The organism is Epilithonimonas tenax DSM 16811 (assembly GCF_000428485.1).
In the GTDB taxonomy this organism is placed as follows: domain Bacteria; phylum Bacteroidota; class Bacteroidia; order Flavobacteriales; family Weeksellaceae; genus Epilithonimonas; species Epilithonimonas tenax.
The window spans coordinates 1-23,668 of the sequence record NZ_AUAA01000020.1; the positions used below are offsets into that span (position 1 = coordinate 1).

The following is a 23,668-nucleotide window of genomic DNA, read 5'->3' on the forward strand; positions in this document are numbered from 1 at the left end:
GATGGAGGTTACAGAGGAGAAGTCATAGAACAGGTAAAAAATAAGTTTGGTTATCTAATAAATGTGGTGATGAGAAACGATGGAAAGAAAAAAGATTTTAAGCCTATTTCCAAAAGATGGATTATTGAGAGAACTTTCGCTTGGTTTGATAATGATAGAAGATTGTGTCGGAATTATGAACTCCTGATGGAAAATTCAGAAAACATGGTCAAATTATCCGCTTTAAAAAATTTATTGAATAAAATTTAAACAGGCTCTTAATATTTGTTTTTTATTCTTTATAAATCAAGGTTTTCATTATTTTAGCTTAGAAATTTTTTACAATGAATCCAAAACTGAAAACCCTTTTGTTCTTCCTGGTTGGTGCTTTTGCAGGAATATCGGTAATGTTCCTCATCACGAATTATAAAATCGAAAAGCGAAATCAATATGCTGAAGAACTTAGAGAAAATCAAAGTCAGAAGAAAACTGATGTTGATTCTGTTACAGAAAAGCCTTCTGAAGGAAATTCAATAGAAGAGTTGACGAATGAAACTAAAGTTATTTCTTACGTCAAATCAAACCATAAACTTCCGGAATACTACATCACAAAGTCTGAAGCTAAAAGCCAAGGTTGGATTGCATCAAAAGGAAATCTCTGTGATGTTCTGCCAGGAAAAGCGATTGGTGGTGACCCATTCAGTAACCGTGAAAAATCTTTGCCAAAAGGCGAACACTATTACGAAGCCGACGTGAATTACAATTGTGGAAACCGTGGTGCGGACCGAATTGTTTTCAATGAAGATGGTGATGTTTGGCTGACAAAGAACCACTATAAAAGTTTTGAAAAGAAATAAAAATAAGATACAAAAATCAAGACCAATTTAAAAGTACAGAAGGCTTCGAGAGCCTCGGACTGATAACTGTTAATGACCAACAAACAACTAAATGAAAGAAATATTAATCGATTTTTCAAACATCGGCGATGATGAGGATTTTTACACGGAATTGAAGTCCAAATTGGAATTGCCGGAATATTTCGGAGACAATCTGGATGCACTTTCGGATGTGATTTCGGGTAGTTTGGAATTGCCTCTTCACATCGAATTTGTGAATATGAGCGTGGACCAATTGGAAACTTTTGAAGACCTTTTGACAACGCTGGAAGATGTGGAAGAAGAAGTGGAAGATTTTACCTTCAGTTATTACCTTGAACAATACGAAGATGATGAAAATTTAGATGAAAATGAAGAATAATACACGAAAAGCGACGATTGACGATCTTTCCCAATTGGCTCAATTGTTTGATGAATACAGAATGTTCTATCACAAAACTTCGGATATTTCCGGCGCAGAACAATTCATTTCTGAAAGATTGGAAAGTAAAGATTCTGAGATTTTTGTGGTTGATGAAGAAGGAAAGTTAGGTGGTTTTGTACAGCTTTATCCATTGTTTTCGTCTACGAGAATGAAACGTTATTGGCTTTTGAATGATCTTTACGTGAATCCCGAATTTCGTGGAAAAGCTTACTCCAAAGCGTTGATTGATGAAGCGAAACAACTTTGTCGAACATCTAATTCTTGTGGCATGTACCTGGAAACCAGCAAAGAAAATATGATTGGAAATCGATTATATCCAAGCGCAGGTTTCAAAAAATACGATGAGGTCAATTTCTATGAGTGGGAAGTGGAATCATAAACGATGAATGATAAATGATAAATGATTTCATCAAAATTAAAAAGGCTTCCCTTCGTCAAGCTCAGGATAAACTTCGCCTCAGCCTGACAACACTTGTCATCCTGAGGCTCTCGAAGGACATAAACAATAAATTCCATCAACCAAAACCATCAAGCCACTTATGACCGATTTTGAAAAATATATCCAGCGCTATCTTGACCTTGTTCCATCAGAAAATTGGATTGAGGAATTGAAAATATCACGGAAACAGACATTGGAAATCTATGAATCACTTTCCGAAGAACAAGGAAACTTTGCTTACGCAGAAGGGAAATGGAGTTTGAAAACACTTTTGCAACATTTGATTGATACGGAAAAAGTCTTTGCTTATCGATCTATGAGATTTTCCAGAAAAGACCAATCTCTGGTTTCAGGTTTTGATGAAGAAAGCTGGGCGGATAATTCTTACGCTGAAACCCGGACTTTGAAAAGTCTGATCAAAGAGTTCAAAGTGACAAGAAAGCAGTCGTCTATTTTCTTTAAAACCCTTCCCGCAGAAGCTTTGCAGCTGATTGGAATCGTGAATGGAAATGAGATAAAAGTGGAGACAATTGGGAAATTGACCGTTGGTCACAATCTTCACCATTTGAATATTATTAAGGAAAGATATTTGCCGAACATCTAATGTACCAATTTAACAATTCTCTAATTGTTACATTGATAGTTTGTTAAATTGTTACACTTGATTTACTTCTTCCTCGTCAAATACTTTCTCCCCGGAATAAACAAAAGCAATGCACCAATCACAAACATCGATAATCTGGAAAGGAAATCGCCACTTTTAGTATAGAAAGTTTCGTGGTCTATCAGGTTCACTTTCGCTATCAAAGCACCTTTTGCACCGTAAGGCAAATCATCCAAAATATCGCCTCGGGAATTGATGTGAGCACTTGTTCCGCTATTCGCTGCTCTAGCAATTTCCCGTCGGGTTTCTATGGCGCGGAGTTTTGCATAATCAAGCAATTGCTTATGTCCTTGAGAATAGCCCCACCAGGAATCGTTTGTTACAATCGTCAGAAGATTGGCACCTTTTTTCACATAATCTGTCACGTATTCGCCGTAAACACTTTCGTAGCAAATAATCGGTGCAATGACGGATTTGTTGTAAGGATTTGCGAAGACTTTTCGTTCTTTGGAAACACCGAGTGAACGTGTGGTTCCGCCAAGATTCAGCATCACATCTCCTAAAATCGGTTTAAAGAAATTGATGTAAGGGAAAATCTCTACGCCGGGAACCAGCATTGCTTTGTGATAGACTTCCGGCTGCTGATTTGGGATGATTTGAATGGCAGAGTTATATTCATCCACCCAAATGCCTTGTCGGTCAAGATAACTTGCTGTGACGGGCCTTTCCTCATCTTCTCTGTACACATAATAACTGGAAATGCCGCCTGTAAAAACGGATTTTGGATGTTGATTAAGAAATACTTTTATATTATTGATGAGCAAACTATTATTAAATCCTCGTTCACTGATAGAACCGGGTCCTGGCAAAGATGTTTCTGGAGAAAGATAAAGGTCGATGTTTTGATTTCCTGCTTTATCTTTTAGAATAGAATTTTCAGTTGCCAGTTTTAAAAGATCGCTTTCAATTGTCAAGCTGTCTTTCTGATATTTTTCATTGTAAGGATCCAAAGCCGGCTGGAGCATTGTCACATTCAAAGTTCCGATAGTTTTTGGTGTGTAATTGTAGTATTTAACCAAAGAAATCAACATTGGTAAAATGATAAATCCTGCCAACATCGATACATTTTTTATCAATGATTTCCTGATTCTTCCCGCTTCCCAAATTCTAAAAGTATAAAATGCCAAGACATTACAAATCAGAATCCAGAAACTGCCGCCAGTTGCGCCCAAAGTGTCATACCATTGGATAAACTGATGGTAGTCTGCGAATGCATTGCCAAGATTAAGCCAAGGCCAAGTGAATTCCCAAACCAAGTGAAGTTTCTCAAAAGTCATCCAAATCACCACGAAAAATACCAGCCCGAAATAAGTTCCCTGACTTCTTTTGTAAAGCCGATAAAAGTGGAAAATGATCGACATAAAAAAAGCATTAGTAAGAACCGGGAACAGAACTGCCAAAAGAGAATTGCTGCCATCAGGAAGTTTGGAATTGTAAAGCCAGCCAGTCGTAACGGTGTTCCAAATGACAAACGTGAGATAAGACAAACCAAATATCGCTAAACTTTTCCTTTTGATAGTGCTGAATTTCGCAATGTTGTGCTCCATCATCAACAAAGGCACAAATGCAAAAAATATAAAAAACGGAATGCCGTAAGTTGGCCAAGAAATGGCGAGCAAAACACCGGAAATTAAAGCTAATAGAAGGTTTTTCATAATTATTAAATTCAATTATTTTTAATGATTGTAAATTAAATTCCGTTGTCTCCCCAACCCTGAAGGGAGCGAAGCAAAACAATTTATGCCCTTTAGGGTTGAGGGAATAAATTAATTTCGATTATGAGAATCTTTTCTTTCTGATAAAATAAAATACAGCACCTAGAAGTCCCAAAATTCCTAAAGGTAAAAGCAGGTTGATCCACTGCCATTTTGATCGTTCGGCGTCCACGCGTTCTCTGTCCAATAAGCGGATTTCGATCGTTCGGTTGCGGAGTGCCATCATATTGCTGTCATCCAAAAGATAATCCAGAGCATTTCTGAGGAACTGCGCATTGCCATAATGTTCTTTTGTAAGCAAATCTTCGCCCAAAGGCAGCGGTTTTCCTTTCCATATCTGGTTTCTGGCAATATCACCATCGGCAATCACCAGCATTTTGTTCTCCGGGCTTTGTGATTTGAAGCCTGGATAGGCATTTTTTTCACTCCTTGTAGAATAGGCGGAAGTGAATTTGCCTTCCAAGGCAACAGCGAAAATTTTTGGTGGAGCAGGGCGTTCCATCTCGCCGATGCTGTCTGCACGCACGATCTCAGAAAGTGCCACATAATTCGGAACTGTTTTGCTGATGGTTCTTTCACTAGATTCAAAAAGAACTTTCGTTTTGATGTTTGGTCTTCCCAAAGTATCAATAGAAGTCGGGAACTCGAATTTGACAGGATTGATGTTCTTAGTAACAGGATGTACACTGAGCGGCGTAGAAGTGTCGGCAATGCCTAAAGGGAAATAAGGCCAGAGAAAACTGCTGTATTGCGGATTTCCAGCCACTTCACCCGATACGATTCTGATGAGCGCAGACTTTTTCATATCCTTTGTCAAAGCAGGATTGATCCTCAAACCATAATTGAACATAAAATCTGTCAGATTAAGATCCATCGGGTAAGCCATGATTTTTTTTGCCTGGAAAAGTGTGTCCATCTCAGCATTCACGGCGTCTATCATCCAAAGTGTTTTTCCACCATTCATTATATACTGGTCCAGAATGACTTTTTCATTATCGGTAAAAGCCTTTCTTGGTTTGGCGATCACGATAGCATCCATTTGTTTCAGCTTCGGAACATCGGCCAAGGATAGTTCGGTTTTGTTTTCAGGAATGATTGGGCCAATGTTGTAGTTTTCCATCGCAACATCCATAAAACCACGGAATTCATCGGGACTCAATTCTTGTTGATTGACCAAAAAGCCAACGTTCTTCGCTGTTTCTTCGGATAATCCTTTGATGGTTGAGGCAAAATTGTATTCCAGATTTTCAATCGATTTACTGAGCTGCGTAGCTGCATCAATTCCAGATTGCTGTACAATGAGTGGAACTGCTGTTCCGTAGCCATTGTATTTGATTGCGGCGTAAGGAAACATCACGATCTCCGACACTTTGCCGTCTTTCATATCTGGAAGTATGGAAGGTTGCATTCCCATTGCTGCCAAAGTATCCTGAGGGATTTTCTCTGCAATTGGGTCGCGGAATTTGTAATCGATCTTTGGATTGATCTTTCGGAACTCGTCCAGCATAAACTTAGTTTCATTCTGAAGCTGTTTGAAAGAAGCCGGAAAATCGCCATCCAGATAAACTTCGATGGTCATCGGTTTGCTCACATTTTCCAAAACGCTGATGGTGGAATCCGAAAGTGTATAACGTTTTTCTGCCGTGAGATCGAAACGTTTGTAAACCAGTCCGCTCATCCCGATGATCAGAAGAACCGCTATAATGATAAGTGTAATTTTATTTTTTTTATTCATTGTCTTTTGACGTTCAATGTTTTACTGTTTATGATTGGACTACGTCGAACACTTTCCTTAGGTTTGGGCAGCTATTTCCGCCTTCCGTTCTCACTCAAGTCGGGCTGCATTTTCAACGTTCCAATCAGAAGTTTTGAATTTTTTTACTTCTTTCTTGTCTCTTAATTTTACTTCTTTCTCCAGACAAACCAACTTGCCAATCCTAATCCCAAGAAGATCACAAACAGAAAATAAAATACATCTCTCGTATCAATCTGTCCTCTCGTGAACGCCAGAAAATGCTGGTAAAATCCAATGTTCTGCAACACGTAATCTGCGCTTCCCAACAATTTGTAACTCGCCAGTTGCTCTATCCCGAAATAAGAAATGAAACAGATGAAAACGCCCAGAAGATAGGCCGTAATCTGATTGGGTGAAAGTGATGATGCCAAAATCCCAACCGCTGAAAAAGCAGCAATCAGAATAATCAATCCGATATAACTTCCGAAAGTCATACTGCCGTCGATATTACCTTCCGGAACGCCCAAAACGTAAACCGTGTAATAATAGACCAAGGATGGCAAGAGACACAAAACACCGACCAGCCAAACAGAAAGGAATTTTCCGCCCACAATCTCAGTAATCTTTACCGGTTGCGAGAAAAGCCAAAACAAAGTTCCGGATTGCTGCTCCTCTGCCAAAGTTCTCATACTGATTGCCGGAATGATGAACATCAAAAGCCACGGCGAAAGCACGAAAAAACTCTGTATCGTTGCGCTTCCGATATCGAAAATATTAAAATCATTCTCGAAGAAGAAAAGGAAAAGTGCCGAGATGATACTGAAAGCTGCGATGATGATCCATGCGCTCCAGTTTCCGAAGAAATTCCAAAGTTCTTTTTTGAATATTGCAATCATAATGAATGGTTGTCAGTTGTTAGTGGATGGTTTTTAATTTTGGTCTTTTTTCTGGCTTCTTGACTCTTTGTTCTTGTTCACGAGTTTCACGAGGGAAGTGATCAGAATAATGATCCCGAAAAATCCTAAAAGCAGCTGCCACCCATATTCTATAACGTTATATTTTAGGATGACTGTGAAAACGACTGCAAATAATATAAAGGTGGCAATCTCGTTGAACTGACGCAGCTTGATATTGCTTGTCGGTAAAACAGCACCGTTTAGTTTTTTGATTTCCTTTACTTTTTTCCAGCACCAGAAATGATAGATTCCTAATCCAAGTAAAAAGGTGAGTTTCAAATGGAACCAAGGCGTTTTCATCAATCCGGAATTTAGCAAAATCATAGTGATGCCGCTAGTCAGCATGATGATTCCGGCAGGAACGGTAATGATGTTCCAAAGCCTGACTGCCATAAAAATGTATTGATTTCTGAGGATCTGCTGCTTTACTTCATCAAACTCGTCTGTGTCTTTGTAGTACACAAAAAGTCTGATCAAATAGAAAACCCCGGCAAAGTAACTTACCATAAAAATAATGTGAATCGCTTTGATAACGGAATACAGCATTAGAATTTTTTTGCAAAGATACTTTTTATTGGTAGAAGATAAAATACGAAAAAAATAATTGAAGCTTAGAAATTAAATATATAAAATAAGGAAAACTGAAAAGAAACTTTTGATGTAAAAATAATTAGCGCGGTAAAGCTTTAAGAACAAATTTTAAATAACCAGATTGGGTTTGTGGCTGTCTTTTTTTTGAATTAAAATCCAATTTGGATGATTTTTTTAAAATATTTTTCTTTTTTTTAAGGATTTAAATTGTTTTTTCGATGGTGTTTTAATTATTATAAAATAGTTAAAATTGTATTTTTGAGATCAATTTTGAAAAAAAAATGCTTTTTTTGTGCAATAAATTTAATGATAAGATTATGAAGAGACTTTTACAAATGTTATTTTCAGTCTTTTTGGTTGGTTCTGTACTTTCACAAAATTTGAAACCAATAGCTCAGAAAGTAGCAGATCAAAAATCGAAAAAGAAAAGTTTTGTGAAGTTGAGCCCCTTTACAAAAGATGTTGCTTCCAAAAATGCTTTGGTGTATCAAAGAGAAGCCTCAGATGTAGCAGTGATGCAATTAAAGCCTTCTGAACTGGAGACTATCGTAACCGAAAGACCGGAGGCGATGGAGCTTACTTTTCCATTTGAAAATGGAGAACTTACTGTAGAATTGGTTAAGAATAACATTCTTACAAATGATTTCCAGGTAGATACGGACAAAGGGATCAAAGCTTATACGCCAGGAGTATACTACCAGGGTATTGTGAAGGGCGACAACACATCTGTGGTAGCTTTTAGTTTCTTTGATAACGATGTGGTAGGTGTTGCATCTTCCTTAGAAATAGGAAATGTTGTTGTGGGAAAAACCAAAAACTCTCAGGATTTTGTTTCTTACAATGATCAGAAGCTAAAACCAAAAAATCCTTTCTCGTGCAGTGCCGATGAACTCCCGGAAAATGGCAGCCAAAAAATATCTTATGATCCTCGTAAGAAAACATCTAAACTTACCGCCAACTGCGTTAGGATTTATTTTGAAGTAGGTTATGGTCCTTACACGCAAAATGGTTCCAATGTTACAACTACAACCAATTGGGTGACGGCTTTATTTAATAATATCAAAACATTATATGATAATGAAAGCGTGAATGTAGCGATGAGCTCTATTTTTGTCTGGACAACTACTGATCCTTATTCTGGTGCGCCAGGAACCATTCTTAGTCAGTTCCGTACGACAAGAACGACATTTAATGGAGATTTGGCACAGCTGATCAGAAATCCTGCTACAACCAGTGTGGCTTATGTCAATGCGTTGTGCGGAACTTATAAATATTCTTACTGTGGTGTTAATAATCAGAATATTGCAGTTCCTACTTATTCTTGGAATATAGAAGCGATGACACACGAGTTGGGCCACAACCTAGGTTCTCCACACACCCATGCCTGCGCCTGGAATGGCAATGATACGGCAATTGATGGTTGCGGCCCTGCTTCGGGTAATAATGAAGGCTGTGATGGTCCGTTGCCTACTACTACAAAAGGTTCTATCATGAGTTATTGCCATTTGGTGAACTCCGTAGGTATCAGCTTTGCGAATGGATTCGGGCCACAGCCTGGTGATCTTATCAGACAAACTATAGATTCTAAAGCTTGTATGAGTGGTGACTGTTCCAAGTCTTGTGCTGTGACTTTGAGCAACATGACAGTGACGAATGTTACTGAAACAGCAGCTACAGTTACCATTACAGATAATACATCCACTTCCTGGAAATACAGGGTTTCAACAATGGACGGTACAATTGTAAAATCCGGAACAACGGCTGCAAAAGTGTTTGGTGTTACAGGTCTGGCAGCCAATATATTTTACAAAGTAGAAGTTGGTACAGACTGTTCTCCTTTATATCAAAGAGCTGTGGTGATTTTAACCGGCGACAACTGGTGTGGTAAAACAGTGACTGATACTGGTGGTGACAATGGTAATTATTCCAACAACGAAAGCTGGACAAAAACGTTTTATCCAAACGATCCTTCTCAGAAGCTGACCATTACATTTACTGAATTTGATATGAGCGAAGGCGATTACATCATCGTAAGAGACGGATTGTCAACCGGCGTTCCTTTCCAAGGAACCATCAGCGGTAGTACTTTGCCGCCAGCGTTTGCATCAACACATGCTTCAGGGGCAATCACGATCACTTTCAAATCGTCAACTGGAATGACTAAACCAGGTTTCAAAGCTAACTTCAGCTGTACTGTTCTTGCGATAGACGATGTGACAAATTCCAAAGATATCTCATTATCTCCAAATCCGGTTAAAAACCAATTCAAGCTAACTGGCATTGCAAAAATAGCTGCCGTAGAGATTTATGATATGTCTGCGAAATTGGTAAAAGAGTTTGATGGCGAAAGTTTGTCAAACAATACATTCGATGTATCCAGACTTAAAACTGGAAACTACGTGGTGAAGATCAAAACTGAAAAAGATAGTTTCAGAAAAAACATGATCAAGCAGTAATGCTGATTCAAAATCAATCAATACAAAAACCGGCAGCAGTGTCGGTTTTTTTTTATCGAAATTCTACAAAGATTTTTTCACCAGTGCTCATCCCGAAAAGAGAAGATGCACCATTCAAAACACTGCCTTTGTAAATGGCGATTTCCAAAAGATCAGTATCATTAAAAAGAACAGACGATTTCCCATGGAATTCCTGTTCCCTTTCCCAATCGGTCACCACATCTGTGTATTGATCTAATATTTTTGATAACACAATATTCCGGAATTTGACCGTAAAATTGTCCGAGATCGATGCATATTTCTCAAAAAACTTTCTGTTGATATTTGAAACCACATTGCCAAAATTATCAATATACATCACTTCTCCAATGATCATTTTCTCCGACTCATTGTAGATTGCTCGTGGGAAAGAAACCTCTTTTATGGCATTGATCTTTCTTCCGATAACTTCGGGTAAGCCACCGTTGTACAGGTGCATCGCCGCAGGAACAAAAATCTCCGTCGCAGGGAAAATGACTTTGTCATCAAAACGATTGTTCAAAGTGATTTCATAAATCACTTCCGGTTTTATATCAAAAAACATCAGGTTTATAATCCCATTGTCGGCAGAGATAAAGTAGTGACCATTGATTTTGGTAATGATATTCTTTCTCGATTTGTGGTAAAAACTGTCAACAGCAATAATATGAATACTACCTTCCGGGAAAAATTGATAGGCATTGCGGACGATGTAGGCTGTCTGTAAAAGGTTGTATGCCGCAATGTTATGTGTTATATCCACTATTTTGACAACTTCGCTCCAGCTTAGGATTTTGCCTTTCATGCTTGCGACGCGGTGGTCCACAAGTCCGTAATCTGAAGTGAGGGTGATAACTGACATCTTTTAATATTTATTGCAAATTTAATATAATTCAATTTTTAAAGCCTCAAAAGATGTCAAATCTATTCATATATTTGTTAGACTAACCACTAATTTTATTTATGTTTGAAATAAATTATGAACTTGAAGGCATAAACACCAAAACATTTTATGGTGTTCAGAATCAAAATTTTAATTTGATAAAATCTAGCTTTCCAACGCTCAAAATCACCGGCAGAGACAACTTTGTATTTGCAATGGGAAATCGTGAAACTTTGGATCTGCTGAAGAAAAAATTAGATGATGTTGCGGATTATATTTCCAAACACAATTCTTTAGAGATAAAACAATTAGAATCACTTCTCAAGCTGAAAGACGATTCCGAAAAACAATTGGTCTTTGACCAGGATATCATTGTAAAAGGTGTCAATGGAAAAGTCATCAAAGCCAAAACCACCAATCTCAAAAAACTAGTGAAGGTATCTGAGAAAAAAGATATGGTATTTGCGATTGGACCCGCCGGAACGGGCAAGACCTACACCAGTGTAGCACTGGCGGTCAGAGCACTTCGTGATAAAGAGGTGAAAAGGATTATTTTAACCAGACCAGCGGTAGAAGCGGGAGAGAGTCTTGGTTTTCTTCCCGGCGATCTTAAAGAGAAACTTGATCCTTACATGCAACCTTTGTACGATGCACTTCGTGATATGATCCCACACGAAAAACTGGAAGGTTATATGGAGAAAAGAATCATAGAAGTAGCGCCTTTGGCCTTTATGAGAGGCAGAACACTGGATGAGGCCTTTGTTATCCTCGATGAAGCGCAAAATACTACGCATTCCCAGATGAAAATGTTTCTGACAAGAATGGGGATGAATGCAAAATTTATTATCACAGGTGATCCCAGCCAGATCGATCTACCAAAAAATCAGCAGTCCGGTCTCAAAGAATCCATGACCATTCTAAAAGATGTGGAAGAAATTGGATTTGTACATCTTACAGAAGAAGATGTGGTAAGGCATCCAGTGGTGAAAAAGATCATCATGGCCTATAACAGTATCGAAAGAAAATAAAAATTTAGTTTTTGGTACGGATGTTGGTAATGTCTGTGTGTAAATTAAATTTTTAAACTATGAAAAAGATTTTTTTAGCTGCTGCAACCGCTGTTTTTGGATTTACCCAAGCACAGGAAGGTTTTAAATTAGGCGCTCATATGGGCGCTCCAACAACTGGTAACTCTCCATTTACTTTAGGTTTGGATGCCGCATACAGATGGAATCTTGCCAAAGGTTTTGATTTGGGTGTAGCAACTGGCTATTCTCATTACATAGGTAAAAGTTATGATTATCCAGGAGGATCAGTAAAAACTGATGATTTTGGATTCATTCCTGTTGCGGTGTCTGGTAAATACTCTTTCTCTGGAGCGCCAATAGCGGTTGGCTTAGATTTAGGGTATGCCATATCTACTGCTGATAACGTCGATGGAGGTTTGTATGCGGTGCCAAAATTTATGTATAATATGCCGGCTGGTGAATTGTATGTAGGGTACCAAAGTATTTCAGGAGATAACAGAAGATATTACAATGACAGACCTGTTATTGGAAAAGAATCAGTAGGCGCTGTAATTGTAGGTTTTAATTTCAATTTGAAATAATTGCTATCAAAAAATATCCCAACTCCAATGTTCGCATTGGAGTTTTTTTTGTCTAAAATTTAAAGATTAAAATCTGTTATTTATGAATCATTCTCACGGCATAAGTTGTTTTCAAATTGGTTTTACTCGTAAAAAAAATGTATTTTCGCAATCAAAGTAAATCTTATATAATGAGTAAATCTATTGAAGAGTTGAAAAGCCTTTCAACGCAGATCAGAAGAGACATTCTTAGAATGGTTCATGCTGTAAACAGCGGTCACCCAGGAGGTTCTCTTGGCTGTACAGAATATTTCGTAGCACTTTATGGGGAAATTTTGGACTACAAACTGCCGTTCACAATGGCAGGCAAGGATGAGGATTTGTTTTTCCTTTCCAATGGTCATATTTCGCCCGTATTTTACAGTACTTTGGCAAGATTCGGATTTTTCCCGGTTGCAGAATTGGCAACTTTCAGAAAACTGAATTCCAGACTACAAGGTCACCCAACAACACACGAGGGATTACCAGGAATCAGGGTCGCTTCTGGCTCTTTGGGACAAGGCCTTTCTGTGGCCTTAGGCGCTGCTCAGGGTAAAAAACTGGATGGCGACAACTCTTTAGTTTACACACTTCACGGCGATGGTGAATTACAGGAAGGACAGAACTGGGAAGCATTGATGTATGCCGCTGCAAAAAAAGTGGATAACGTGATTGCAACCATAGATTATAACGGGAGACAAATTGATGGTGATACAGATGATGTACTGTCACTAGGAGATTTGCATGCCAAGTTGGAAGCATTTGGTTGGTTGGTTTTAGAAGAGAAAAACGGTAACGATCTGGAAGCTGTGATTGCTATTTTGAACAAAGCAAAATCAGAAACCGGAAACGGAAAACCTGTCGTTATTTTACTTCATACAGAAATGGGAAGTGGTGTAGATTATATGGTGGGAAGTCACGCTTGGCACGGAAAAGCACCGAACGACGAGCAGTTGGACACCGCTTTCAAACAATTATACCTTGAAGCACCAGCTGATTATTAATCTATTATTCCTACAATCAAATGAAATATACATACACAGAAAAAAAAGATACACGTTCAGGCTTCGGAGCTGGCTTGGCAGAATTGGCTGACACCAACCCCAATGTTGTCGCGCTCTGCGCAGATTTGATCGGCTCTCTGAAGATGGAGAAATTCATAGAAAAAGCACCGGAAAGATTTTTCCAGACTGGTATTGCCGAGGCTAATATGATGGGCTTGGCAGCTGGATTGACGATCAATGGCAAGATTCCTTTTGCTGGGACCTTTGCCAATTTTGCAACATCCAGAGTGTACGATCAGATCCGTCAGTCCATCGCTTATTCCAACAAGAATGTGAAAATTGCCGCTTCCCACGCCGGCGTTACTTTGGGAGAAGATGGCGCAACACACCAGGTTTTAGAAGACATCGGAATGATGAAAATGCTCCCTGGGATGACCGTGATCAATCCTTGCGATTACAACCAGACCAAAGCAGCAACTCTGGCCGCAGCAGCACACGAAGGCCCGGTTTATTTGAGATTCGGACGTCCAGTAGTGCCCGTTTTCATTCCGGAAGATATGCCTTTCGAGATCGGAAAAGGAATTTTGCTTCAGGAAGGAACAGACGTGACCATCGTTGCAACAGGACATTTGGTTTGGGAATCATTGCTAGCAGCAGAAGAGTTGGAGAAAGAAGGCATCTCTTGTGAGATCATCAATATCCACACAATCAAACCTTTGGACGAGGAAATCATCCTCAAGTCTGTAGAAAAAACCGGAAAACTGGTTTCTGCGGAAGAACATAATTTCCTTGGCGGATTGGGCGAATCTATCGCTGGCGTTTTGGCCAGAAGACGGCCTACACCTCAGGAATTTGTGGCAGTTCACGACACTTTCGGCGAGTCAGGAACACCTGCAGAACTAATGAAAAAATATCAAATTGATGCAGAAGCTGTCGTAAAAGCAGTGAAAAAAATCATCGAGAGAACAAAATAATTCTCAGCAACTATATCGCACAAAGTCCACCATTATCGGTGGATTTTTTGTTTGCAAAATTTTTAGAAGCTTGATCCCGCTTTCCGCTGCAATCTTTTTTGCATCACGTTCTGTAATCACGATTCAGCGAAGTCCACGCAAAAAAGGATTTCCACTGCAATCGGGGCTATGGGTTTTATCTCAAGTTTTTCAGTTCATTTTCAAATTCTAAAAAATCTGCGAGAGATAAAACAATCAATTATGAAAATTCATTTTTAATCACAACGCTAGAATCAGCGATTTTTTTGTCATTCCGTAGAAATAAACTATTTGATTTTAAGAGTTTGAGATTCCTTAGGAAAGAAAAATAAACTGTTAAATGATTAGGTATTAGATTTTTATAATTTAGTGAATTTATAAAAACCCATTTTTTGACCTTAAAGAAACTAGAATTAACTAGATCTTACTCTACTTCAAATCTTTCTTTCTCAACCCTTGTTGTCTAATCAAAAAGAACTCAATGCTGATGAGATGAATAGACAGGCCACTCCTCTGGAGCTTTACGCTTATTAAATCCATTTTTTCTATTAACAGTAAATCCTGATAGGATTAATTACAGCTCCATTGGGAGCGGATTGTTAATAGGAAATTAGTTGTTATTAGAAGTGGAGCTCCAGAGGAGCGGCCTATTTACTTTTTTGTTAACATTAGATCCCGATAGGATTTAATATAGCTACATTAGGAGCGGCCTGTCAATGAATTTTTATTTTTTATTGGGTAATAAGGGTTCTAAACAAAAACTTAAGTAATTTTGAAGATGCTTAAGATCCCGGAACATAAAATCCCCATCACAGAATTGAAAACCAATTTTGATGTCCGGATTTTCATCAAAAGAGAAGACCTTATCCATCCCAAAATTTCCGGAAACAAATTCTGGAAACTCTTTTTTAATGTCAATCAATATCTGGAAACACATCCGGTCAATCCTTTGTTAATCACCTTTGGAGGCGCCTATTCCAATCACATTGCCTCAGTCTCTGCTTTCGGAAAAGAGTTTGCAATCTCAACAATCGGAATCATCCGAGGAGACGAGTTAAAAAATAACTGGCAAGAAAACCCAACACTTTCCGAAGCTTCCAAAAACGGAATGCAATTTTATTTTGTCTCAAGAGCAGATTATCAAAATAAAGAAAAAGTCACGGGAAAATTTTCAAATCGATATCCAAATGCACTGATTATTCCAGAAGGTGGAAGCAATGGATCGGCCGTACAAGGTATGCAATATATATTGGGAAATGACACCAAAGATTTTGATTATCTTTGCACTGCTGTTGGAACTGGCGGAACAATTGCCGGGATTTCCAAATTTGCGGAAGCGCATCAGAAGGTTTTAGGCATCAAGGTGGTAAGAGATGATTCTTTAGAGACAACTATTTTCCCATGGAGCGGAAAAGAAAACTTTGAGTTGAAAGATGCCGATGAAAACCGCTACGGTAAAATATCAGATGAGAATGTCCGTTTTATCAATTGGTTTTATAAAGAATATCAGATTCCTTTGGATCCAATTTATACAGGAAAGATGATGCAAACCATCTTTGAATTGGCAGAAAAAGGATTTTTCCCGAAAGGTTCAAAAATTCTGGCTTTTCATACCGGCGGATTGCAAGGAATTAAAGGAGTAAATCAATTATTAAAAAGTAAAGGAAGAAATTTAATAGATTTTGGAAAGTTTCAATTCTGATAAAAAGTTCAAAATTGGTAGAATCCCATAGCCCCGATTGCAGTGGCATCCTTTTTTGTCTTTCTGTAAAGGCTGTATGATTGACAAAACCTCGAAGACAAAAAAGATATAGCCCTTCGACAAGCTCAGGATAAACTGCAAGCGGGATTAAGCTCCTGAAAAATAAAAGTATTTTGTAAAAAATAAATATGAGAAAGTTATTAGTGATTGGTTTTGTGAGTGTTTTAGGCTTGGTGAAAGCGCAAACCTGGAAAACGGAAGACCAGTACATCCAGAAATTTGCACCGTACGCGGTAGAAGAAATGGAAAAATACAAAATCCCGGCAAGCATCACTTTGGCGCAGGGGCTTTTGGAAACAGGAGGCGGACAAAGCCGATTGGCACAGTTGGGAAAAAACCATTTCGGGATCAAATGTAAGGAAGACTGGACCGGCAAAACCATGAGCCATACGGATGATGCACCAAACGAATGTTTTCGTGTGTACGAAGATCCTAAGCAGTCTTACGAAGACCACTCGGTGTTTTTGGCGACCAGAAAGTATTACACCAAACTCTTTGACCTGAATCCGAAAGATTACAAAGCTTGGGCGCACGGCCTGAAAAAAGCAGGTTACGCTACCAATCCTAGATATGCATATATTTTAATTGATAAGATCGAGCGTTATAAGCTGTATGAATTCGATAATACGAGCAAAGATGAGGTCTATTATGCGATCCTGAAATTGTATCCGTCTCTCAACAATGATGCGGTTTTTATGGCTCAGCTAAGTCAGGAAAAGCAAAATGATAGAGTGACGCCGCCAACTATTAAAGTGGATTATACGCAGGGTTCTTATGCGAATCAACAATCGAAAGTTTCTGATATTGTAGATTCCAAAACAAGAGCAGCGCTTCTTAAAAATATCCTGGTGAAGAATCATCCGAATGATGGACTGAAATTTTTCGTAATGCCTGTAGATGCAGATGTTTCCGAAATTTCTAAAAAATTCGGGATCAGCGAAAAACGCCTGATGAAGTACAATGAGCTGGAAAGTTCTAAGTTGGCGAAAAATGATATTGTTTTCTTAGAAAGTAAAAATTCATCCGGAAACAAACAAACGTACAAAGCCGGAACTGGTGAAACGATGCACGATATTGCTCAGAAATTTGGGATCAAACTGAAAAAATTATATTCGAAAAACAGAATGGATGAAGGACAAGAACCAAGATCCGGGCAACTGATCTATCTGCAAAGTAAAAAACCGAGAAACTAAATAGAAATTCGACTTTAGATGTCAGAAATGAGATGTAAAACTGACAACTATCAACCAAAAACTTTCAACAAAATGTTATACCAAAGAAGTTCAGCGCTTTTTGAAGAAGCGTACAAATATATTCCAGGCGGCGTGAATTCGCCAGTTCGTGCCTTCAAATCTGTGGGCGGTGTTCCACTTTTTATGAAGTCTGCGAAAGGCGCTTATCTTACAGACGAAGACGACAGCACTTATATCGATTACATCAATTCCTGGGGACCTGCGATTTTGGGTCACACGCATCCTGAAGTTTTGGAAGCCTTGAAACTGCAGGCTGAGAAAGGGTTCTCCTTTGGAGCGCCAACAGAACTGGAAACCGAGATTGCGAAATACATTGTGGAAAATGTCCCGAATATAGACCAGGTCAGAATGGTCTCTTCCGGAACCGAAGCCTGTATGAGCGCAGTACGATTGGCCAGAGGTTATACAAATAGAGAAAAGATTATCAAATTCGAAGGTTGTTATCACGGGCATTCGGATTCATTTTTGATTCAGGCGGGAAGTGGAATGGCAACTTTTGGAAGCCCGAATTCTCCTGGCGTCACGCAAGGTACAGCGAAAGATACATTGCTGGCCGAATATAATAATTTCGAACAAGTAGAAGATCTTTTTAAAAATAATCCAGGTGAAATTGCGGCCATCATCGTAGAACCAATTGCCGGAAATATGGGTTGCATCTTGCCAGAAAATCAATTCCTGCAAAACCTTAGAAAAATTTGCGATGCGAACGGAACTGTTTTGATCTTTGATGAGGTGATGACGGGTTTCCGATTGGCTTTTGGCGGTGCTCAGGAAGCATTGAATGTAAAAGCCGATCTGGTGACTTTCGGAAAAGTGATAGGCGGCGGATTGCCGGTAGGTGCTTTTGCGGGACCTAATGAGATTATGAATTGTCTCTCACCAAGAGGAAACGTTTATCAGGCAGGAACTTTGAGCGGAAATCCATTAGCAATGAGAGCTGGACTCAAAACTTTGCAATTGATCAAACAGGATCCAGATTTCTATAAAAAATTAGATAAAACAACAGAAACCTTAGATTTCGAAATTGGTAAAATCCTGAATGAAAAAGGGATAAAACACAGGATCAATAGAAAAGGAAGTATGATGTCTATTTTCTTTGATGTAACTTCTGCAAGCAATTTTACTGAAGTTAATAATTCCAATATTGGTTTGTTCAATAACCTGTTCCATCAGGTTTTGCAACAAGGGATCTATCTTCCGCCAAGTGGCTATGAGACTTGGTTTATCTCGTCAGCAATTGGGGATACAGAGATTGACAAAACGCTGGAAGCTTTTAGGAATTTTCAGTATTAACGATATCAAAAACGGCTTCACAAAATATGTTAAGCCGTTTTTTTTATTTACCTTTTGAGGCTTGTTTATAAAACTTTTGAAGCAATAATTACTTCACAGGTTTCGCTCTCAGGTACTGATGCGGATAGAAATTGTCTTCATTGTTTTCCCAAGCTGCCTGAACAGCAAAATAAGGATTTCTCAAAATCTCTCTTGCTACGAAAATAAGATCTGCCTTTCCACTTTCCAAAATGTCTTCTGCTTGCGCTGCTGTGGTAATAAGGCCAACTGCTGCGGTATCTATTTCGGCCATTTTTTTGACATCTTCTGCTAATGGAACCTGATAACCAGGACTCAAAGGAATGATGACACCGTTGATATTGCCGCCGCTGGAAACGTCTATCAAATCTACATTTTTGGTTTTCAAAACTTTTGCAAGTTCTGCGCTGTCTTTGATGTCCCAACCATTTTCTGCATATTCTGTTCCGGAGATTCTGACGAAAAGTGCAACGTCTTCTGTGATTTCAGCATTCACAGCGTCTACAATTTCCATTAAGAATCGCGCCCTGTTTTCAGGATTTCCACCGTATTCATCCGTTCTGGTGTTGGAAAGTGGTGAAAGGAATTGATGGATCAGATAACCGTGTGCGCCGTGAATCTCTATGACATCAAAACCTGCTTCAACAGATCTTCTAGCTGCTTTTCGGAAATTTTCTACAAGTTCTTTAATTTCTTCGATAGTCAAGACATGCGGGATTCTTTCGGAATGATGGAAAGGAATCGGACTTGGGGCGATGGTTTCCCAGCCTTCTTCTATACTGATTTGTCGGTTTTCCCAAGTAGAGCCTTTTCTGCCAGCGTGAGCCAGCTGGATACCGATTTTGCTTTCTGAATTCTGGTGGACAAAATCTACTATTTTTTTCAAAGCCAAAGCTTGCTCGTCATTCCAGATGCCGAGACATTGGTTGGTGATCCTGCCGCGTGGTTCTACTGCGGTGGCTTCTGTGATGATTAATCCGGCGCCGCCCTGTGCACGGCTGCCATAATGTACAAAATGGAAGTCATTTGCCAGACCGTCTTCCGCAGAGTACATACACATTGGCGACATTACGATTCGGTTTTTCAGTTCTATATTTCTGAATGTGATGGGTGTGAAAAGTTTCATTTTTTTTTTGATGAATTTATAATAAGGTTGATGACTGGCTTTGTCTTTGTTGCATTAATTTTCTAATGACAACAAACGTTGAAATGGTTGACCAATCTTGTTTTGATGTGGAATCCGCAGCCCGACTTGAACGGAGCTCTTTTCTTTTCCGTTGCCTGAGCGAAGTCGAAGGTGACGGAAAAGAAAAAGCGGGAGTGGAAGGCGGATAAGCTGCCCAAATCAGGCAAAGTAGTCTGGGGAAGTCTAGTGATTTTAAACCCCAAACTGATTCAGGTGGTGATCCAGGTGTTTTGCCATCATATTATTCCATTCTTTGGCAGTCAGTTTTCCGAAGCTGAAACTTTCTTTGCCCTCAAAAGCATCTGCTCCCAACTGTTGTGTTTTCTGAATAAAACCAATGATGCGTTTGCGCTCGTCCTCGAAGTTTTTACTGTCTGTAATCACAAACATTGCTGCGGTAGGAAGATTTTGTTTGTAGGCAATCTCGTTTGTTACCTTTGGTTTTACAAAGTTCTTCAGAATCCATTTTGTGATAAAAGTGGGTTTCTTGTGTTTTTCTGATTCGTAGATCAGTTCATAGGTCACGTTGCAGTGGGCAAGCATTTTGTCAACAGACATCAATCCCCATTTTGGAAAAGAGTCTTCCGTAAGTGCATTGATCCGCTTGATGAAATGGCTTGTGTCGTTTTGGTCGAAAATATTCTTCATTTCTTAATTGGTGATTTTGTTTATTGGATTCAGATTTTCAATTAATAATTGGTTGCGTTTCTCGAGTTCGCTTTGTTCTCTTGCAAATCTGGTCTCGGTGTCCATTTGGTTGTTCGCTTCATAATTGTTCCAATCTTGAAGTGCGATATAATTGTCCGAAAAACTTGACTAAATTTCTTCACTCGGGACAAGGTCGCCGACTTTTTTGGACAGATTGACAGATTTTTCAAACGCTAGAATGCTTAGCAGTGTTCGTAATGACTGACTTTTTTGATGTCATCCAAAGCGGTTAGGAATTCTTCTAATGTCCATGCGTGGTTCTCCTGTATTTTTTAGAAAATTCAGAAATTCCTTATGTCAGAATTCATTCAAAATAAAGGATTTTGAATGGTTTGATCAAATTTTTCCAATTTGTGAAAGAATAGTCCTTATTTTTCATCTATTTGTAAGGCGTGAGCGGTTAGACGTCGACCCGCAGATGTTATTTTTTTGGCTCAGAATTGCTTTTTCACCTCAGATAGTTTAACTTTGCACAAACCTAATCTAATGAGTAAAAAAGAAACGAAATACATCTTTGTGACAGGAGGTGTGACATCGTCACTGGGTAAAGGAATAGTCTCCGCTTCTTTGGGACTTTTATTAAAATCGAGAGGTTTTAAAGTGACTATCCAAAAACTTGACCCTTATATCAATATCGATCCGGGAACACTTAATCCTTATGAACACGGCGAATGTTATGTGACCGAAGACGGCGCAGAGACAGATCTTGATCTTGGACATTACGAGCGATTCCTAGACAGTCCAACTTCCCAAAACAACAACGTAACAACAGGTAAGATCTACCAAACCGTTATCGAAAAAGAACGTAAAGGTGATTTTCTGGGAAAAACCGTTCAGGTCATTCCTCACATTACCAATGAGATCAAACGCAGGATCAAGATGCTTTCCAAAAAGGATTATGACATCATCATCACAGAGATCGGCGGAACCGTGGGTGATATAGAGTCTCTTCCTTACATAGAAAGTGTTCGCCAGTTGCAGTGGGAATTAGGTAAGAACAATTCGATGGTGATCCATTTGACATTGTTGCCTTATTTGGCTTCAAGTGGAGAGTTGAAAACAAAACCTTCCCAACATTCCGTTCGTCAATTAATGGAAAGTGGCATCCAGGCAGACGTTTTGGTTTGCAGAACAGAGCACACCATTCCAAAAGAGCAGAAAGCAAAACTGGCGCAATTTTGTAACGTCGGCTTAGGAAACGTGATCGAGTGTATCGATATGGATACGATCTACGAAGTGCCATTGTATCTTCAGAAACAAAATTTCGACGAGGTTGTTTTAAATGAGTTAAATCTTCCTGTGGGAAAAGAACCCAACCTGAAAGACTGGAAAACCTTCCTTAAGAAATATAAAAACCCAAAAAAAACCGTCGAAATTGCGTTGGTTGGAAAATATGTTTCTCTTCAGGATTCTTACAAATCGATTGCCGAAGCCTTTATTCACGCAGGATCCGATATGGAAACCGAAGTCAAGATCAAATGGGTTTACAGTGGTGATATCGAGCAAGAAGGTGCTGAACAATTATTATCTGGCGTAGACGGAATCCTCATTGCACCAGGTTTTGGAGACAGAGGAATCGAAGGTAAAATTCAAGCAGCCAAATATGCAAGAGAGAACAAAGTTCCATTGTTGGGAATTTGTCTGGGAATGCAAATTATGACCATAGAATTCGCTAGAAATGTCTTGGAACTCAGCAAAGCCAATAGTATGGAATTCGATACTTCCACGCCAGATCCAGTGATTTCTTTGATGGAAGAACAGAAAAATGTAGTGGATAAAGGTGGAACGATGCGTCTTGGCGCTTGGAAATGTACATTGAAAACTGGTTCCAAATTGGCAGAAATCTACGGTGCAAAAACCATCTCGGAACGTCACCGTCACAGATACGAGTTCAACAGTGATTACAAAAAAGATTTTGAGGAAAAAGGATTGGTGCCAACAGGCTTCAATCCGGAAACAGAATTGGTTGAGACTTTGGAAATGAAAGATCATCCATTTTATATTGGAGTCCAGTATCACCCGGAATATAAAAGTACGGTGGCGACGCCGCATCCTTTGTTCAAAGCGTTTATCAGCGCCGCAGTAAAAGGAAAATAATACTTTTTTAATAAAAATAAAACAGCTGTGAATTAATTTTCGCAGCTGTTTTTTTAATTATTTGTAAATAATTTTTTCGTTCAATTCTATCGGATTATTTAATTGCCTGATTTGTTTTTGAAGTTGCTTTTCATAATCCCGATAATCATTAGCAGTAAACTTTTCCCCGGATTCTTTTGTAATAAAAGCAGTACCGTTTTTGTATTCAGCAAGCGGATTGTTATAGTAATTTACCTGAACTTTTCCCCAGTCTTTTTCTTTAATATTAATTATCGAATTTCCAAATAAGTCCTTTATGATTTGTTCGGAATTAAGTTCGGATTCGTATTTTTTGTTTTGAATAAAGGCAAAATGGTAATTGTATTTATCATCCGAAATATCGAGAATCAGTCCTGGCAAACCGTAGAATACATAAGGTCCATATGGAAAAGGAATGTCCGGTGAAAACCAAGCAGTCCAATTTCTTCCGCCATATTCTGCAGTTGCTTTCGTGACTTCAAAATTGCCAATTTTCTTCTTTTCATTAGAAATTAACCAGTTTATTTTCCGTTTGCTATTGATCTGATAACAAGCCATAGAAAGAACATAAAGAAGGTCAAAACTGTTGTCGTTTTTGTTATATTTAATAACTTGTGTGAAATCAGGATCAGCAAATTCCATAGTGTCCTTATGAATTTTATTAATAGAATCTGTTACGAGATAAGAATTGCTGAGAAAAATATTCGAATCCTTATTTACTTCCAAAACCACAACATCTTTTGCAGGATAAGCTCCTAAAGCATCTCTTTTAAAATGGACTTCATAAAAAAAACGATGTGTTTTTTGACTGTAAAATAGTCCGCTAATTAGGAATAATAGTAAAGTGATGTTTTTCATTGAGTTCTTTTAATGGTTAGTTTTTTTTATGATTAAGATTCTAATTTAAATAAAATAAATCAGTTTATCATTTTAATAATGAAAGATCACAAAAGT

At 38.6% G+C, this 23,668-nt stretch carries 23 protein-coding genes; 15 read left to right on the plus strand and 8 right to left on the minus strand.

Features of this window, described 5'->3' with window-relative positions; translation table 11 throughout:
* The 5 genes from F564_RS19145 to F564_RS0111015 all read left to right on the plus strand — a co-directional run.
* A partial coding sequence (locus F564_RS19145; protein ID WP_034981403.1) for a transposase occupies positions 1-249 on the plus strand: 249 nt, incomplete at its 5' end.
* A 74-nt stretch (positions 250-323) separates the two neighbouring features.
* Positions 324-836, plus strand: a complete 513-nt coding sequence (locus F564_RS0111000; protein ID WP_028122694.1) for a ribonuclease domain-containing protein — start codon at positions 324-326, stop codon at positions 834-836.
* A 91-nt stretch (positions 837-927) separates the two neighbouring features.
* Positions 928-1,236, plus strand: coding sequence for a barstar family protein (locus tag F564_RS0111005; RefSeq protein WP_028122695.1), 309 nt, complete (start codon positions 928-930; stop codon positions 1,234-1,236).
* Positions 1,226-1,678, plus strand: coding sequence for a GNAT family N-acetyltransferase (locus F564_RS0111010; protein ID WP_028122696.1), 453 nt, complete (start codon positions 1,226-1,228; stop codon positions 1,676-1,678). The genes F564_RS0111005 and F564_RS0111010 overlap by 11 nt, the downstream gene beginning before the upstream one ends.
* A gap of 160 nt (positions 1,679-1,838) precedes the next feature.
* A complete protein-coding gene (locus F564_RS0111015; RefSeq protein ID WP_028122697.1) occupies positions 1,839-2,342 on the plus strand; it encodes a DinB family protein in 504 nt (167 codons plus the stop codon).
* Between the two features lie 62 nt (positions 2,343-2,404).
* Here the strand turns inward: F564_RS0111015 and lnt are convergent, their stop codons facing one another.
* The 4 genes from lnt to F564_RS0111040 all read right to left on the minus strand — a co-directional run bounded on the left by lnt (position 2,405) and on the right by F564_RS0111040 (position 7,354).
* On the minus strand, positions 2,405-4,057 hold the full coding sequence (gene lnt / locus F564_RS0111020) for an apolipoprotein N-acyltransferase (protein WP_028122698.1): 1,653 nt from the start codon (positions 4,055-4,057) through the stop codon (positions 2,405-2,407).
* A gap of 121 nt (positions 4,058-4,178) precedes the next feature.
* Entirely contained in the window at positions 4,179-5,852 is a 1,674-nt protein-coding gene (gene gldG / locus F564_RS0111025) for a gliding motility-associated ABC transporter substrate-binding protein GldG (protein WP_028122699.1), read from the minus strand.
* Positions 5,853-6,019: 167 nt separating this feature from the next.
* On the minus strand, positions 6,020-6,748 hold the full coding sequence (locus F564_RS0111035; RefSeq protein ID WP_028122700.1) for an ABC transporter permease: 729 nt from the start codon (positions 6,746-6,748) through the stop codon (positions 6,020-6,022).
* A 33-nt stretch (positions 6,749-6,781) separates the two neighbouring features.
* A complete protein-coding gene (locus tag F564_RS0111040) occupies positions 6,782-7,354 on the minus strand; it encodes a CopD family protein (protein WP_028122701.1) in 573 nt (190 codons plus the stop codon).
* 362 nt (positions 7,355-7,716) lie between these two features.
* Between F564_RS0111040 and F564_RS0111045 the strand changes: the two genes are divergently transcribed.
* Positions 7,717-9,855, plus strand: a complete 2,139-nt coding sequence (locus tag F564_RS0111045; protein ID WP_228373896.1) for a M12 family metallo-peptidase — start codon at positions 7,717-7,719, stop codon at positions 9,853-9,855.
* Positions 9,856-9,907: 52 nt separating this feature from the next.
* Here the strand turns inward: F564_RS0111045 and F564_RS0111050 are convergent, their stop codons facing one another.
* Positions 9,908-10,735: an SAM hydrolase/SAM-dependent halogenase family protein gene (locus F564_RS0111050; protein WP_028122703.1), complete on the minus strand. Its 828-nt coding sequence runs from the start codon at positions 10,733-10,735 to the stop codon at positions 9,908-9,910.
* A 101-nt stretch (positions 10,736-10,836) separates the two neighbouring features.
* Here F564_RS0111050 and F564_RS0111055 point away from each other — a divergent pair, with 101 nt between their 5' ends.
* The 7 genes from F564_RS0111055 to hemL all read left to right on the plus strand — a co-directional run bounded on the left by F564_RS0111055 (position 10,837) and on the right by hemL (position 18,687).
* A complete protein-coding gene (locus F564_RS0111055; RefSeq protein ID WP_028122704.1) occupies positions 10,837-11,784 on the plus strand; it encodes a PhoH family protein in 948 nt (315 codons plus the stop codon).
* A 59-nt stretch (positions 11,785-11,843) separates the two neighbouring features.
* Positions 11,844-12,365 carry a hypothetical protein gene (locus tag F564_RS0111060; RefSeq protein WP_028122705.1) on the plus strand — a complete coding sequence of 174 codons (522 nt, stop codon included), beginning with the start codon at positions 11,844-11,846 and terminating at the stop codon, positions 12,363-12,365.
* A 170-nt stretch (positions 12,366-12,535) separates the two neighbouring features.
* Positions 12,536-13,387, plus strand: coding sequence for a transketolase (locus F564_RS0111065; protein WP_028122706.1), 852 nt, complete (start codon positions 12,536-12,538; stop codon positions 13,385-13,387).
* A gap of 20 nt (positions 13,388-13,407) precedes the next feature.
* Positions 13,408-14,361, plus strand: coding sequence for a transketolase family protein (locus F564_RS0111070; protein WP_028122707.1), 954 nt, complete (start codon positions 13,408-13,410; stop codon positions 14,359-14,361).
* Positions 14,362-15,157: 796 nt separating this feature from the next.
* Positions 15,158-16,081, plus strand: a complete 924-nt coding sequence (locus F564_RS0111075) for a 1-aminocyclopropane-1-carboxylate deaminase/D-cysteine desulfhydrase (RefSeq protein WP_028122708.1) — start codon at positions 15,158-15,160, stop codon at positions 16,079-16,081.
* 188 nt (positions 16,082-16,269) lie between these two features.
* Positions 16,270-17,334 carry a glucosaminidase domain-containing protein gene (locus F564_RS0111080; protein ID WP_028122709.1) on the plus strand — a complete coding sequence of 355 codons (1,065 nt, stop codon included), beginning with the start codon at positions 16,270-16,272 and terminating at the stop codon, positions 17,332-17,334.
* Positions 17,335-17,406: 72 nt separating this feature from the next.
* Positions 17,407-18,687: a glutamate-1-semialdehyde 2,1-aminomutase gene (gene hemL, locus F564_RS0111085; RefSeq protein WP_028122710.1), complete on the plus strand. Its 1,281-nt coding sequence runs from the start codon at positions 17,407-17,409 to the stop codon at positions 18,685-18,687.
* Between the two features lie 88 nt (positions 18,688-18,775).
* On the opposite strand, the gene namA is transcribed toward hemL, so the two are convergent.
* Positions 18,776-19,831: an NADPH dehydrogenase NamA gene (namA, locus tag F564_RS0111090; protein ID WP_034981407.1), complete on the minus strand. Its 1,056-nt coding sequence runs from the start codon at positions 19,829-19,831 to the stop codon at positions 18,776-18,778.
* 65 nt (positions 19,832-19,896) lie between these two features.
* On the opposite strand from namA, the gene F564_RS20610 reads away from it, so the two are divergent.
* On the plus strand, positions 19,897-20,040 hold the full coding sequence (locus F564_RS20610) for a hypothetical protein (RefSeq protein WP_154656854.1): 144 nt from the start codon (positions 19,897-19,899) through the stop codon (positions 20,038-20,040).
* Between the two features lie 43 nt (positions 20,041-20,083).
* Here F564_RS20610 and F564_RS0111100 read toward each other — a convergent pair whose 3' ends face one another.
* A complete protein-coding gene (locus tag F564_RS0111100) occupies positions 20,084-20,539 on the minus strand; it encodes a DUF1569 domain-containing protein (RefSeq protein WP_028122712.1) in 456 nt (151 codons plus the stop codon).
* Positions 20,540-21,085: 546 nt separating this feature from the next.
* Between F564_RS0111100 and F564_RS0111110 the strand changes: the two genes are divergently transcribed.
* Positions 21,086-22,696: a CTP synthase gene (locus tag F564_RS0111110; RefSeq protein WP_028122713.1), complete on the plus strand. Its 1,611-nt coding sequence runs from the start codon at positions 21,086-21,088 to the stop codon at positions 22,694-22,696.
* Positions 22,697-22,753: 57 nt separating this feature from the next.
* On the opposite strand, the gene F564_RS0111115 is transcribed toward F564_RS0111110, so the two are convergent.
* Positions 22,754-23,572, minus strand: a complete 819-nt coding sequence (locus tag F564_RS0111115; RefSeq protein WP_028122714.1) for a GLPGLI family protein — start codon at positions 23,570-23,572, stop codon at positions 22,754-22,756.
* Between the last annotated feature and the right edge of the window lie 96 nt (positions 23,573-23,668).

Bases quoted from the DNA above. Each gene is read 5' to 3' on its own strand.
- F564_RS0111000 (WP_028122694.1), top strand. From the start codon at position 324: ATGAATCCAAAACTGAAAACCCTTTTGTTCTTCCTGGTTGGTGCTTTT.
- F564_RS0111005 (WP_028122695.1), top strand. From the start codon at position 928: ATGAAAGAAATATTAATCGATTTTTCAAACATCGGCGATGATGAGGAT.
- F564_RS0111010 (WP_028122696.1), top strand. From the start codon at position 1,226: ATGAAGAATAATACACGAAAAGCGACGATTGACGATCTTTCCCAATTG.
- F564_RS0111015 (WP_028122697.1), top strand. From the start codon at position 1,839: ATGACCGATTTTGAAAAATATATCCAGCGCTATCTTGACCTTGTTCCA.
- lnt (WP_028122698.1), bottom strand. From the start codon at position 4,057: ATGAAAAACCTTCTATTAGCTTTAATTTCCGGTGTTTTGCTCGCCATT.
- gldG (WP_028122699.1), bottom strand. From the start codon at position 5,852: ATGAATAAAAAAAATAAAATTACACTTATCATTATAGCGGTTCTTCTG.
- F564_RS0111035 (WP_028122700.1), bottom strand. From the start codon at position 6,748: ATGATTGCAATATTCAAAAAAGAACTTTGGAATTTCTTCGGAAACTGG.
- F564_RS0111040 (WP_028122701.1), bottom strand. From the start codon at position 7,354: ATGCTGTATTCCGTTATCAAAGCGATTCACATTATTTTTATGGTAAGT.
- F564_RS0111045 (WP_228373896.1), top strand. From the start codon at position 7,717: ATGAAGAGACTTTTACAAATGTTATTTTCAGTCTTTTTGGTTGGTTCT.
- F564_RS0111050 (WP_028122703.1), bottom strand. From the start codon at position 10,735: ATGTCAGTTATCACCCTCACTTCAGATTACGGACTTGTGGACCACCGC.
- F564_RS0111055 (WP_028122704.1), top strand. From the start codon at position 10,837: ATGTTTGAAATAAATTATGAACTTGAAGGCATAAACACCAAAACATTT.
- F564_RS0111060 (WP_028122705.1), top strand. From the start codon at position 11,844: ATGAAAAAGATTTTTTTAGCTGCTGCAACCGCTGTTTTTGGATTTACC.
- F564_RS0111065 (WP_028122706.1), top strand. From the start codon at position 12,536: ATGAGTAAATCTATTGAAGAGTTGAAAAGCCTTTCAACGCAGATCAGA.
- F564_RS0111070 (WP_028122707.1), top strand. From the start codon at position 13,408: ATGAAATATACATACACAGAAAAAAAAGATACACGTTCAGGCTTCGGA.
- F564_RS0111075 (WP_028122708.1), top strand. From the start codon at position 15,158: ATGCTTAAGATCCCGGAACATAAAATCCCCATCACAGAATTGAAAACC.
- F564_RS0111080 (WP_028122709.1), top strand. From the start codon at position 16,270: ATGAGAAAGTTATTAGTGATTGGTTTTGTGAGTGTTTTAGGCTTGGTG.
- hemL (WP_028122710.1), top strand. From the start codon at position 17,407: ATGTTATACCAAAGAAGTTCAGCGCTTTTTGAAGAAGCGTACAAATAT.
- namA (WP_034981407.1), bottom strand. From the start codon at position 19,831: ATGAAACTTTTCACACCCATCACATTCAGAAATATAGAACTGAAAAAC.
- F564_RS20610 (WP_154656854.1), top strand. From the start codon at position 19,897: ATGACAACAAACGTTGAAATGGTTGACCAATCTTGTTTTGATGTGGAA.
- F564_RS0111100 (WP_028122712.1), bottom strand. From the start codon at position 20,539: ATGAAGAATATTTTCGACCAAAACGACACAAGCCATTTCATCAAGCGG.
- F564_RS0111110 (WP_028122713.1), top strand. From the start codon at position 21,086: ATGAGTAAAAAAGAAACGAAATACATCTTTGTGACAGGAGGTGTGACA.
- F564_RS0111115 (WP_028122714.1), bottom strand. From the start codon at position 23,572: ATGAAAAACATCACTTTACTATTATTCCTAATTAGCGGACTATTTTAC.